Consider the following 11,991-nt stretch of genomic DNA (forward strand, 5'->3'; position numbering starts at 1 on the left):
CAGGTGACGAAGCGGCCGCACCCCGCTAAGGCGCGCGAATGACCGAGATCACGCCCCAGATCGTCGCCGACCACGGCCTGTCCACCGACGAATACGACCGCGTGCTCCACGCGCTGGGGCGCGAGCCCAACCTCGTCGAACTCGGCATCTTTTCGGTGATGTGGTCCGAGCATTGCAGCTACAAGTCGAGCCGCATCCACCTCAAGAAGCTGCCGACCGAAGGGCCGCAGGTGATCTGCGGACCGGGCGAGAATGCCGGCGTGATCGACATCGGCGACGGCCAGGCGGCGATCTTCAAGATGGAATCGCACAATCACCCGTCGTACATCGAACCCTATCAGGGTGCGGCGACGGGCGTCGGCGGCATCCTGCGCGACGTGTTCACGATGGGCGCGCGGCCGATCGCCAACATGAACGCCTTGCGCTTCGGATCGCCGACGCATCCCCGGATGCGCCACCTCATCAGCGGCGTCGTCCACGGCATCGGCGGCTATGGCAATTGCGTCGGCGTGCCGACGGTCGGGGGCGAGGTGAATTTCCACCCCGCCTATGACGGCAACATCCTCGTCAACGCGATGACCGTCGGCATCGCGGACCAGGACAGGATCTTCTATTCGGCGGCCAGCGGCCTCGGCAATCCGATCGTCTACGTCGGATCGAAGACCGGGCGCGACGGCATCCATGGCGCGACGATGGCATCCGCCGATTTCGGGGAGGATGCCGACGCCAAGCGTCCCACCGTGCAGGTCGGCGACCCCTTCACCGAAAAGCTGCTGATCGAGGCGTGCCTGGAACTGATGGCGACCGACGTGATCGTCGCGATCCAGGACATGGGCGCCGCCGGCCTCACCTCCTCGTCGGTCGAGATGGCGTCGAAGGGCGGCGTCGGCATCGAACTGGTGATGGACGACGTGCCCCAGCGCGAAACCGGCATGACGCCGTACGAGATGATGCTGTCCGAATCGCAGGAGCGGATGCTGATGGTGCTCAAGCCCGGCCGCGAGGCCGAGGCGGAGGCGATCTTCCGCAAATGGGAGCTCGATTTCGCGGTCATCGGCCATGTCACCGACACCGGGCGGATGGTCCTCAAGTGGCGGGGCGAAACGGTGTGCGACATCCCGCTCGGCCCGCTCGCCGACGAGGCGCCGCTGTACGACAGGCCGCATGTGCCGACCCCGCCGCGCCCGCCGCTCGAGAACGCGCCGGAAAGCACCGACATCGCCGCCGACCTGCTGACGCTGATGGGGTCGCCGGACATCGCCAGCCGTCGCTGGATCTGGGAGCAATATGACCATATGGTCGGTGCCGACACGGTGCAGGCGCCGGGCGGCGACAGCGCGGTCGTCCGCGTCCACGGCACGGACAAGGCGCTGGCGATCACCACCGACTGCACCCCGCGCTATTGCTTCGCCGACCCGGTGGAAGGCGGCAAGCAGGCGGTGGCCGAGGCGTGGCGCAACCTGACCGCGGTGGGCGCGACCCCGCTGGCGATCACCAATTGCCTCAACTTCGCCAATCCGCAGCGGCCCGAGATCATGGGCCAGATCGTCGGCTGCCTCGACGGCATGGCGCAGGCGTGCCGCGCCCTGGACTTCCCGATCGTCAGCGGCAACGTCTCGCTCTACAACGAATCGAAAGCGACCGGCGGCGGCAGCGCGATCCTGCCCACCCCCGCGATCGGCGGCGTCGGCCTGCTGAAGGACTGGACGAAGAACGCGACGATCGCATTCAAGGGCACCGGCGACATCATCCTCGTCGTCGGGGCGCGCACCGGCCACCTCGGCCAGTCGCTCTGGCTGCGCGAATGCCACGGCCGCGAGGAGGGCCCGCCGCCGCTCGTCGACCTCGCCGCGGAGCGCAAGGCCGGCGACCTGATCCGCACCGCGATCCTCGAGGGCCAGCTGTCCGCGGTCCACGACGTGTCCGATGGCGGCATCGCGGTGACCGTCGCAGAGATGGCGCTGGCGGGCGGCATCGGCGCGATGATCGACCGCAAGCAGCCCTTCGGCTGCGCGCGGTCGTTCTTCGCCGAGGATCAGGGACTGTACGTCGTCACCGTCCACGATCACGCCCTGCTCGATTTCCTGGGTGCGGCGCATGCCGCCGGGGTCGAGGCGGAGCCACTGGGGCGGACCGGCGGCAAGCGGCTGATCTTCGAGCGTCCCGATCGCGACGACGTGGTCGCGGTCGATGCCCTGCGCACCGCGCATGAGGGCTTCTTCCCGACGCTGATGGGGGCGGACGCGGCACTGGCCTGACCGCGTTCCCGGCGGATGCACGCGCCGGACGCCTGGGTCGTCGCGCAACGGCACCGTTTGCGACGAAACGAGCGGGAGCGACTGCGAATCACTCTCAAAGAACTTGCGAGCGCCTCGCATTAGCCTTATTCGACCTGGCGAAGCGAAGGAGCATCCATGGTCGTCTGCGTGTGCAATGCCATCCGGGAATCGCAGGTCCGCGCCGCCGCGCGCAGCGGTTGCATGACCGCCTGCCAGGCGTACAAATCGCTCGGATGCCAGCCGAAATGCGGCCAGTGCACCGGTTTCGCACGCGCCATCATCGACACCGAACGCGCCGCCGCCTGATCCATCGGGAGGTCGCCCCTCGCGGATGGCCCGTCGCGCGCGGCTTGCCGTCGCCCGCGTTCGCCGCCTAGACCGATCCCGTCACGACGATCCGAAAGGCATGGAGCTATGGCAATGAAGGGCGACCCGCGGGTCATCGAGTTCCTCAACGAGGCGCTTCGCAACGAACTCACCGCGATCAACCAATATTGGCTCCACTACCGGATGCTCGACCATTGGGGCGTCTACAAGCTCGCCCAATACGAGCGGATGGAATCGATCGACGAGATGAAGCACGCCGACTGGCTGTCGGAGCGCATCCTGTTCCTCGACGGCCTGCCGAACTTTCAGTTGCTCGGCCGCCTGCGTATCGGCGAGACGGTGGAGGAGGTGCTCCGCTCCGACCTCGCGATGGAACTGGAAGCCGTCACCCAGCTGAAGGGCGCGATCGCCTATTGCGAGGAAGTGCGCGACTATATCAGCCGCGACCTGTTCGCCCGCATCCTCGCCAGCGAGGAAGAGCATGTCGATACGCTCGAACGCCAGTTCGAGATGATCGAGCGGATGGGCATCCACAATTACATCCAGCTGAATTCGATCAGCGAGCATGATTCGCCCAAGTCGGGCGCTGCCCCCTATCTGAAAAGCTGATCCGCTTGCGCAGGGGGCCGCGGCGGCTAGGCTGCCACCCGATGCGCTGTCGCCCCCTGTCTTTCGCCGGCCTGCTCGCCTGCGCCGCGCCGGCCGTGGCCGACGCGCCTCCTGCCTTGCAGGATCGCGTCGCGACGATCCTGCGCGCGGCGGGGCCGGGCACGCGGTTCGGGCTCGTCCTGCTCGACGACGCCGGGCGCGAGATCGTCGCGATCGCGCCGGACGACCGTTTCGTGCCCGCGTCGAACACCAAGATCTTTACGACCGCCGCCGCGTTCGACGCGCTGGGCGACGTGACGCGGCCCGACGTCGCGGCAGGCGCCAGCGTGCGGATGGACGGCCGCGACGTCATCCTGACCGGCAACGGCGACGCGCGGTTGTCCAGCGATCCCGGATGTGCCGCGGACTGCCTGTCGACACTCGCCGATGCGATCGCCACCCATGCCACGCGCGTGCATGACGTCGTCGGCGACGACACCGTGTTTCCCGACGAGCGCTGGAGCCCCGGCATGAGCTGGAACAACATCGCGACCCGGTCGGGCACGGGCGTATCGGCCCTGACGCTCGACGACAACGAACTGCGACTCGTCGTGACGCCCGCCCCGGACCGGCATGGCGCGGCCTCGATCGCCGCACCGGACTATTATGCGATCGACGGGCACGTCGTCACCGGCGGTCGCACCGCGATCCGGATCGACCGCCTGCCGGGAAGCCGCCGGTTGCGGATAACGGGAACGATCGCGCCGGGTGCTCCCGCGGAGGTATTGCGGGTCGGGATCGACGATCCGGCGGACTATGCCGCGTGGCGGTTGCGGCAGATGCTGGTCGCGCGCGGCGTCCGGGTCACGGGCGCGATCCGGGTGCGCCATCGCGCCGCCGGCGCCAACGACGATCCCGCGATCCGCGGCAATGCCCCCGTCGCTCACGCCCCTGCCCCGCCGCCGCCGCTCGCCCGCGCGGTGCCGCGGCCGCTGGTCGAGGACCTGAAGCTGACCAGCACCGTCAGCCAGAATCTTCACGCCGAGCTGCTGCTGCGCCGGATCGGGCGCGTGACCGGCAGCGGGTCGATCGCGGACGGTCAGGTGCGGGTCGCGGCGCTGCTGGCGCGCGCCGGCGTCGAACGCTGGCGCTACGACCTTGTCGACGGTTCGGGCATGTCGAGCTACAACCGGGTATCGCCGCGGGCGACCGTGCGCTTCCTGCGCTGGACGCAGGCACAGCCGTGGGGGGCGGCGTGGCGGGCGACGTTGCCGGTCGGCGGGATCGACGGCACCCTGCGGCGCCGGTTCGCGGCCACGCCCCTCGCCGGGCGCCTCAATGCGAAGACCGGTACGCTGAACGGCGCCAGCGCATTGTCGGGATTCATGACCGCACGGAGCGGCCGGACGCTGACCTTCGCGAGCTATGCCAACGACATGCCGGCGGACGTTTCGGTCACCGACGCGATCGATGCGGCGCTGCTGCTGGTCGCCGCGTCGCAATAGGGCGACGGCCGGCCCCGGACGGGAACCGGCCGACACGCCGCATCAGCGGCAGCGGACCTTGCCGCGATCGATCGACCGCCCGAGCACCGCGCCGCCACCGGCACCGAGCAACGTGCCGAGCGTCCCGCCACCGACGAGGTTGCCGAGCACACCGCCACCCAGCGCGCCGACGACCAGACCGGTCGTCCCGTCGTTGCGGCGGCAATAGGCGCGACCGTCGCGGCCCTTGTAGATGCGATCGTCGCGGCCGAGGCTGCGTTCGCGATACCGGCCGTTGCGATAATGCTCCGAAGGCTCCCAATTGCCCCGGTTGTCGTCCTGCCAGCGATAATCGTTCCGCTGCGCCGCGGCGGCGGTGATCGTGACGGGCGACATCATGGTCATCGCGGCGGCGACGGCGAGCAATCCGGTCTTCATCGTGAACCTCCTCAAGGCGAAGCAGGATAACCGCATGCCGCGACTGTTGGTTGCACGCGCGCCACCTATTTGCGCGCCGGCGGGGCGGCAGGCTTGGTCTTGACCAGCCACGGCTTGACCAGCCCGGTCGGCCGGGGCGTCCCGTTCAGCCGCCGCGCCGCGATCAGCCGGATCGGGCGCAGCAGCAACTGCCCGCCCATCCCGCCGCCGGTGGGCAGCGCCAGGATCCGCTTGATGACCGGCATGCCCGACACGACGTGCCCGAACGCGGCATAACCGGGATAGCCGCCCCTGGCGTCCATGCTCGGCATCGGACCGACGGTGATGAAGAAATTGCCGCCCGCCGACCCGGCTTCCGCCCGCCGCGCCATCGAGATGGTGCCGTCGACGTGACGGATGCCGGTCATCGCCGTGGTTTCGAGCGGGAACGGCGGCAGGATGCGACGCGCGTCGGTGCGGATGCCGCCCTGGATAAAGCCGTAGGTCGGCGCGCTGCGGTTGCGAGCAGACCGGTAGAAACTCATGCCGTCGAAGCGGCGGTCGTCGACATAGCCCATGAAATTGGCGACCGTTTTCGGCGCACGCCGCGCCTCCAGCGCGAGCACGATCGGTCCGTACGGGGTGTCTAGCCGGACCCGCACGATCGGCGGATCGGCCGGCGCGGCGACGGCCGCCGGCCCGGATGCGAGGGCCAAGGCAGCGAAAGAGGCGATGTGGGACAAGCGCATGTCGACCGTCGCTATGGCGGACAGGCGTCAGGCGCAACCGCCATCCATATCGATGGTAGCGCTACGATTGTGTTAATCGAATGTTGGATTGCGCTTTTTGCAATTGCACGATGTCGTGCTGCGATGCACAAAGACCGTGCCTTTCAGGCATCCTCTCCTAAAAACTTTCCGGCCGGTCTTTGACCGGCCTTTTTTTTGGCCGCGATCCGGCGTAGGGGCGACCTGCCTACAACGCGCCGTCAACGAGATATACGGAGCGGAGCCCGCCGGTGAAACCGGCACCGGCGCGTTCGGGCGCGGGGGATCGAGTCGTTCGGCGTATCCGGATTCTCCCCCGCGGTTCCCGCTGTCTGGGCGCTTAGCCGGACCTTCCCTCATAGATCTCGACGAAGCGCTGCATGTGCGTGCGATACGGTGCGGCGACGCCGATGCCGTCGCGATTGATCGGGCGGCGGACCTGCAAGGCACTCGCCGTCGCGACGCGGCGCTGCGTCAGGTGCGGGACGAACGGCGCATCCTCATGGGGCAGGCCGCAATGCGCCAGCAGCCGGGCGGTCCACGCGGCGGGGTCGCTGACCAGCGCGTCGAACGGCACGACCAGCAACCGCTCGCCCAGTACCCCCTGCCAATAGGCCATCAGCCGGTCCTCGAGCAGGAAATGCCGCGCGATGTCGGCAAAGTCGAAACTCCACGCGACGCCGTGGATGAAGAACGTCCGGAAGCACGACCAGGCCGAATCGAGCGGGTCGCGGCGCATCCACACCAGCGGCGCATCGGGCAGCGCCGCGGCGATGATGCCCATGAACCGGCTGGCGTCGATCGTCTTGTCGACGATCCGCCCCTCCGTCCCGAACCGTTCGTCGAGCAGGTGCAGGTACAGCGCGCCGAGCGCCTCGGTCGTGCCACCCTGCGCGACGTGGCGGGCCAGCGCCGTGCCCGATATGCCGCCCGCGGCGACTGCGGCGTGCTGGATCAGGTTCAGCTCGCCCCCGTCGAGCACCGCGCTGTGGCTGGTCAGGATCTGCTCGACCAGCGTCGTGCCCGATCGCGGCAGGCCGGTGACGAAGATCGGCCGGCCGGTGTCCGGACGGGGAACCTGTCGCACGCGGTCGAGCAGGCCGTCGCCATAGCCGGTCATCGCCTCCGCCGCATTGGCCGCATCGGCGGCGTGGCTATAGGGCATCTGCGCCTTGAGCAGCGCCGCGCCGCGCGCGAAGGCGGCGTACGCCGCGGCGGTATCGCCCCGGTCGGCGTGCAGCTTGCCCAATGCATAGCAATACCGGGCGAGATCGGCCGGCCCCTGGCGCTCCGCCACCTCCGCCTCGGCCAGCATCTGGTCGCCGATGCCCGCGCCGGCGAGCGTCCCGGCGGTCGCCAGCGACAGCCATGCCGGCCCCCAGCCCGGCCGATGTCGCAGCGCCTCGAGCAGATGCGTGCGCGCCTCGTCTACCCGCCCCAGCGTCATCGCGGTATTGCCGAGCACATAGGCATGACCGCACCGGTCTGGCACGTCGGCGGGCAGCCGGGAGAGCAGGTCGTGCGCCTCCTGCAACCGGTGCGCCTGCGTGAGCAGCACGACCTTCGAATAGCGCGCTGCCGGCTTATCCGCCGCGGCGGCGATGAAGGCGTCGATCGCGCGCAGCGCGAGCGTCCATTCGCCGCTCACCTGCAGCAACTGCGCGATGCCGTGCCATTGCGGCCCGAGCGGCGCGTTGCCGTCGAGCAGCCCCGCGACCAGCCGATTCGCCTCCGCCCGGTCGCGACGGCCGAGCGCAGCCTTCAATTGCGCCAGCATCGCGGCCAGCGCGGCATTCCTCGTATCGACCATCGTCGCTCCCTCGTCCGCCTCTGTCGCATACCGACGGTCGTTGTCACGCCAGCGATCCCTGCAAGTCCCACAATGGCACGATCGCTGCCGATTGCGCCGCGTTAACGTCATTAATGTTGACAAACCCGCTGCACGGCAACAACAAATGGTTAACGAGTTGTTAACGGTTAAGCACGGCCGGACGCCCTCGTTTACGGGAAAAGGGGTTTACAGATGCGGTTCAGGACCATTCTCTGCTGCGGCGCAGCATTGCTCACGACGCTTGCCGCGCCCGCCGGCGCCGTGACGATCAACCTCATCGATATGGGCGGCGTCACCGGCTCGAAGGCGCAACAGGGCTTCAACATCGCCGCTGCCTATTGGAGCTCGATCCTCACCAACACCGCGACGATCAACCTGCGGGTCGGATTCTCGGCGCTGCCGACGGGCGTCATCGGTTCGACGGGCAGCACGCGCGCCGACTATAGCGTCGCGGGTTGGGAAACGCGCGTCAACGCGACCAAGAGCTCGTCCGCGATCGATGCCAACATCGTCCTGCCGACCCTGAGCAACGGCGGCGCGAGCTTCATCACCAACGGCGTCACCATGGGCTCCGACGGCTTCATCGACGACGACACGACCAAGCTCGCGTTCGACAATGCGTCGACCACCAGCAGCAAGACGCTGTACCTCAATTCGTCGGTCATCAAGGCGATCGGCGGCACCGCAGCGGGCGTCAACAGCAACTCGGTCGACGGCACCGTCCAGTTCAGCAGCACCTTCGGGTTCGACTTCGACCCGACCGACGGCATCTCGGCCAACACATTCGACTTCATCGGCGTCGCCATCCACGAGATCGGCCATGCGCTCGGCTTCGTCTCGGGCGTGGACTTCCTCGACGTCTATGGCCTCGGCAACACCGCCAATCCGAACGCGGGTACGCTGAACTACAGCCTGAACGACACGTCGATCTACAGCGCGCTGGACATGTTCCGCTACAGCTCGGACCCGACGAACGTCGTCCTCGGTGCGGGCGGCGTGCTCGACCTGTCGGCCGGCAAGGTCAGCGGCGACAAGTATTTCTCGATCGACGGCGGCAAGACCGCGCTGTTCGGGAACACCTTCTCGACCGGTCGCTACAACGGCGACGGCCAGCAGGCATCGCACTGGAAGGACACCGCGGGCTGCGCCATCGGCAACGGGATCATGGATCCGACCTTCTGCTTCGGCCAGACCGGCTATGTGACGGGCCTCGACCTCGCCGCCTATGACGCGATGGGCTACAACCTCAGCACCAATGCGCTGACCTACGGCACCGTGTCGACCGGAGCGATCTACCGCCAGTTCGCCGCCGCCACCGCGGTGCCGGAGCCGGCAGCCTGGTTCATGATGATCGGCGGCTTCGCGCTCGCCGGCGGCCTGATGCGTCGCCGGATCGGCAAGGTCACCTACGCCAAGACCGCCTGACGCATGCGCGCGCCACGCCGCCGGTCCTTCGGGATCGGCGGCGTGGTTCGAGCGGACGCCGGGGGCGATGCGCTGAGGATCGATCCACGCGGTCTGGGCCACTCCGATAGCGTGCCCGGCGGAGGCTGAGGCTCGGTTGGAACGTCGCGGCGCTCCTCATGATCGGACCCTGGTCTTCGCCGGAGAGGCGCTTCGGTCCGTACGAGCCAGACCCCAAGTTGCCGAACCGGCCGCGCGTGTCCGCAAAGCCTTTTTTGCCGACCACCCGTCATTGCGAGCGCAGCGAAGCAATCCAGGGCGTCCTGATCCGGCCCTGGATTGCTTCGCTACGCTCGCAATGACGAAGCGGGGCTCAAGCAGAAGATCGACCAGAAGAGGCGGGTAAAGCTTCGCTACGCCCGCAATGACGGGGTGGGCCAGAAGGCTTTACCCATCAGCGGGCATTGATCCCCCCAATGCTACCGGTCGCCGGCGGTTTCGTCGCCGTAACGGCGCGCGCCCTACCTCGCCAGGTCGCGCAGCCGCGCTTCCGACCGGCCCGCGCGTGCAACACAGGCGTTCATCGCGGTCGCCGCGGCGGCAGCCTTCATCTTGCGCTTCTGGCCGGCGATCGCCGCCTTCACGTCCGCCGGCGGACGCGCGTCGAGCCGCCCCATGAAATAGGCGCCGACCGATGCCCCGATCTGGCGTCCGCGCGGATTGTCCGCACCCGACGCCATGGCGTTGCTGAGCAACACGCAGCGCACCTCGTCGTTGATCGTCTGTGCCTGCGCGGTGCCGGCAAAAGCCAGCGTCATCGCGGCCGTCAGCGCCCATGCGCCGAGCCGCGTCGTGTTCGTGCCGTTCATGTCGTCGTATCTCCCCCGGAAACGCTCGCCACCCATCATCGTGGGCCTTGCGCCGGGCGATCAGTCTAGGCGCGTCCGGCGTCGATGCAATCGCCCGCGCCCGCCCGTCAGAGCGCCGAGGACTTGCGCCCGAAGCCGCCCCCCGCCGGGCGCCGCGCGACGAGCGGGTTCGCCTCGCGCTCCAGCAATGCCAGCGTCTCGAAGAACAGCGGGCGCAGCCGCACGACATGCTCCAGCGCCTCTTCGCAGGTATCCTGCCGCTCGACGCAATCGCGCGCGATCTCCTCGATCGTCTCGGCCAGCGCGCCGAGCGGGTCGGCGCCGAACTGCCGCGCCTCGCCCTTCAGCGTATGGGCGGGAATCACCATCGCCGCCGCGCTGCTGCCGCGCATCGCCTGTTCGATCGCCGCGACCGACTTAATGCCATCCTCGCGGAAATAGCCGAGGATGCGCACGAACCCGGCGCCGAGCTCGCTGCGCGCCTGCGCGAACGCTGCCCAATCCACCAACGTGCTGCCTTCGAACGACACGGCCTTCTCCCTCGGCTGCGGGCGTCGGCCCGCTCAAGTTCCGCCACCGGTCCTAGAGCAAAGCGGTAAACACGACGTTGCCGAAGCGCAGCGTCAGTCCTTGGTGTCGAAAGGATTTTTTGGCGCACGAAAGGTCATCCGGACCGGAACGGCCCCGAAACCAAGTTCCTTGCGCATCGAATTCACCAGATACCGCTCGTAGCTTGCGGGCAGCTGGTCGACGCGGGTGCCGAAGATCACGAAGCTGGGCGGGCGCGTCTTGACCTGGGTGACGTAGCGCATCTTGATGCGCTTGCCGCCGGGGGCGGGCGGCGGGTTCGCCTCGATCGCGCGTTCGAACCAGCGGTTCATCTCGCCGGTGCCGACGCGCTTCGACCACGCCTCGCGCGTGTCGAACGCCGCCTGGATCAGCTGGTCGATGCCCTTGCCGGTCGCCGCGGACACCGTCATCACGGTGACGCCCTTCACCTGGCTGAGTCCGTCCTCCAGCGCGCGCTTGACGCCGTTGAACAGCGACGAGGCGTTTTCGGCGACATCCCATTTGTTCAGCGCGATGACGAGCGCGCGGCCTTCCTCCAGCACCTTGTCGGCGATGCGCAGGTCCTGCGCCTCCAGCCCCAGCGTCGCATCGAGCAGCAGCACCACGACCTCAGCGAAATCGACCGCGTGCAGCGCATCAGCGACCGACATCTTTTCCAGTTTGTCCTGGACCTTGGCGCGCTTGCGCATGCCCGCGGTGTCGATCAGCCGGACGGCACGCGGCTCGCCCTTCGGATCCTGCCACATCCAGTCCACCGCGATCGAATCGCGCGTGATCCCGGCCTCGGGACCGGTAATCATCCGGTCCTCGCCGAGCATGCGGTTGATGAGCGTCGACTTGCCCGCGTTCGGCCGGCCGACGATCGCGAGCTTCAGCGGCGCGTCGGGACGATCGTCGTCCTCCTCCTCCGGCATGGCGGCCATCGCGCGTTCGAGGTGGGGCAGCAGCGCCTCGAACAGGTCGCCCATGCCCTCGCCGTGTTCGGCGGACAGCTGGACCGGATCGCCGAAACCGAGCGCGAGCGATTCGAGGATGCCCTGTTCGCCGGCCCTCCCCTCCGCCTTGTTCGCGGCGAGGATCACCGGCGTCGACGACGAACGCAGCCAGCGCGCGATCTCCTCGTCGAGGGGGACGATGCCGGCGCGCGCGTCGAACAGGAACAGCGCGACGTCGGCCTGGCCGATCGCCGCCTCGGTCTGCATCCGCATCCGGCCGGGCAGCGTCTGCGCGTCGTGATCCTCGTAGCCCGCGGTGTCGATGACGCGGAAGTCGAGGCCGATCAGATGCGCGTCGCCCTCGCGCCGGTCGCGCGTGACGCCCGGCCGGTCGTCGACCAGCGCGAGCTTCTTGCCGACGAGGCGGTTGAAGAGCGTCGACTTGCCGACGTTGGGACGGCCGACGATCGCGACGATGGGGAGACGGGACATGCGAACGCCTTAGAAGAGGCGGGCCGAT

11 protein-coding genes are annotated in these 11,991 nt (G+C 68.4%); 5 read left to right on the forward strand and 6 right to left on the reverse strand.

All coding sequences use genetic code 11. The features are described 5' to 3' along the window. The first annotated feature begins 38 nt into the window (after positions 1-38). The 4 genes from purL to dacB all read left to right on the forward strand — a co-directional run bounded on the left by purL (position 39) and on the right by dacB (position 4,699). Positions 39-2,258, forward strand: coding sequence for a phosphoribosylformylglycinamidine synthase subunit PurL (purL, locus tag LPN01_RS11590; RefSeq protein ID WP_262828575.1), 2,220 nt, complete (start codon positions 39-41; stop codon positions 2,256-2,258). A gap of 156 nt (positions 2,259-2,414) precedes the next feature. After that, complete coding sequence (locus LPN01_RS11595; RefSeq protein ID WP_262828576.1) at positions 2,415-2,585, forward strand: bacterioferritin-associated ferredoxin; 171 nt, start codon at positions 2,415-2,417, stop codon at positions 2,583-2,585. Positions 2,586-2,699: 114 nt separating this feature from the next. Beyond that, positions 2,700-3,215, forward strand: coding sequence for a bacterioferritin (gene bfr / locus LPN01_RS11600; protein WP_262828577.1), 516 nt, complete (start codon positions 2,700-2,702; stop codon positions 3,213-3,215). 41 nt (positions 3,216-3,256) lie between these two features. Beyond that, positions 3,257-4,699 (forward strand): D-alanyl-D-alanine carboxypeptidase/D-alanyl-D-alanine-endopeptidase, encoded by a 1,443-nt coding sequence (gene dacB / locus LPN01_RS11605; RefSeq protein WP_262828578.1) that lies wholly within the window; start codon positions 3,257-3,259, stop codon positions 4,697-4,699. 42 nt (positions 4,700-4,741) lie between these two features. Here dacB and LPN01_RS11610 read toward each other — a convergent pair whose 3' ends face one another. The 3 genes from LPN01_RS11610 to LPN01_RS11620 all read right to left on the reverse strand — a co-directional run bounded on the left by LPN01_RS11610 (position 4,742) and on the right by LPN01_RS11620 (position 7,672). After that, entirely contained in the window at positions 4,742-5,116 is a 375-nt protein-coding gene (locus LPN01_RS11610) for a glycine zipper 2TM domain-containing protein (RefSeq protein WP_262828579.1), read from the reverse strand. Between the two features lie 65 nt (positions 5,117-5,181). After that, entirely contained in the window at positions 5,182-5,844 is a 663-nt protein-coding gene (locus LPN01_RS11615; RefSeq protein WP_262828580.1) for a peptidylprolyl isomerase, read from the reverse strand. 358 nt (positions 5,845-6,202) lie between these two features. Next, a complete protein-coding gene (locus LPN01_RS11620) occupies positions 6,203-7,672 on the reverse strand; it encodes a tetratricopeptide repeat-containing sulfotransferase family protein (RefSeq protein WP_262828581.1) in 1,470 nt (489 codons plus the stop codon). 213 nt (positions 7,673-7,885) lie between these two features. Here LPN01_RS11620 and LPN01_RS11625 point away from each other — a divergent pair, with 213 nt between their 5' ends. Continuing rightward, positions 7,886-9,118, forward strand: a complete 1,233-nt coding sequence (locus tag LPN01_RS11625; protein ID WP_262828582.1) for an NF038122 family metalloprotease — start codon at positions 7,886-7,888, stop codon at positions 9,116-9,118. Positions 9,119-9,618: 500 nt separating this feature from the next. On the opposite strand, the gene LPN01_RS11630 is transcribed toward LPN01_RS11625, so the two are convergent. The 3 genes from LPN01_RS11630 to der form a co-directional block, all read right to left on the reverse strand. Beyond that, positions 9,619-9,966 carry a hypothetical protein gene (locus LPN01_RS11630; RefSeq protein WP_262828583.1) on the reverse strand — a complete coding sequence of 116 codons (348 nt, stop codon included), beginning with the start codon at positions 9,964-9,966 and terminating at the stop codon, positions 9,619-9,621. Positions 9,967-10,073: 107 nt separating this feature from the next. Next, positions 10,074-10,496 (reverse strand): Hpt domain-containing protein, encoded by a 423-nt coding sequence (locus LPN01_RS11635; RefSeq protein WP_262828584.1) that lies wholly within the window; start codon positions 10,494-10,496, stop codon positions 10,074-10,076. 93 nt (positions 10,497-10,589) lie between these two features. Then, positions 10,590-11,963 (reverse strand): ribosome biogenesis GTPase Der, encoded by a 1,374-nt coding sequence (der, locus tag LPN01_RS11640; RefSeq protein ID WP_262828585.1) that lies wholly within the window; start codon positions 11,961-11,963, stop codon positions 10,590-10,592. Between the last annotated feature and the right edge of the window lie 28 nt (positions 11,964-11,991).

The sequence above is a fragment of the Sphingomonas sp. A2-49 genome, assembly GCF_025548555.1.
Lineage (GTDB): Bacteria > Pseudomonadota > Alphaproteobacteria > Sphingomonadales > Sphingomonadaceae > Sphingomonas.

Excerpts from the sequence above, each read along its gene's own strand:
- purL (WP_262828575.1), top strand. The coding sequence starts at position 39 with ATGACCGAGATCACGCCCCAGATCGTCGCCGACCACGGCCTGTCCACC.
- LPN01_RS11595 (WP_262828576.1), top strand. The coding sequence starts at position 2,415 with ATGGTCGTCTGCGTGTGCAATGCCATCCGGGAATCGCAGGTCCGCGCC.
- bfr (WP_262828577.1), top strand. The coding sequence starts at position 2,700 with ATGAAGGGCGACCCGCGGGTCATCGAGTTCCTCAACGAGGCGCTTCGC.
- dacB (WP_262828578.1), top strand. The coding sequence starts at position 3,257 with ATGCGCTGTCGCCCCCTGTCTTTCGCCGGCCTGCTCGCCTGCGCCGCG.
- LPN01_RS11610 (WP_262828579.1), bottom strand. The coding sequence starts at position 5,116 with ATGAAGACCGGATTGCTCGCCGTCGCCGCCGCGATGACCATGATGTCG.
- LPN01_RS11615 (WP_262828580.1), bottom strand. The coding sequence starts at position 5,844 with ATGCGCTTGTCCCACATCGCCTCTTTCGCTGCCTTGGCCCTCGCATCC.
- LPN01_RS11620 (WP_262828581.1), bottom strand. The coding sequence starts at position 7,672 with ATGGTCGATACGAGGAATGCCGCGCTGGCCGCGATGCTGGCGCAATTG.
- LPN01_RS11625 (WP_262828582.1), top strand. The coding sequence starts at position 7,886 with ATGCGGTTCAGGACCATTCTCTGCTGCGGCGCAGCATTGCTCACGACG.
- LPN01_RS11630 (WP_262828583.1), bottom strand. The coding sequence starts at position 9,966 with ATGAACGGCACGAACACGACGCGGCTCGGCGCATGGGCGCTGACGGCC.
- der (WP_262828585.1), bottom strand. The coding sequence starts at position 11,963 with ATGTCCCGTCTCCCCATCGTCGCGATCGTCGGCCGTCCCAACGTCGGC.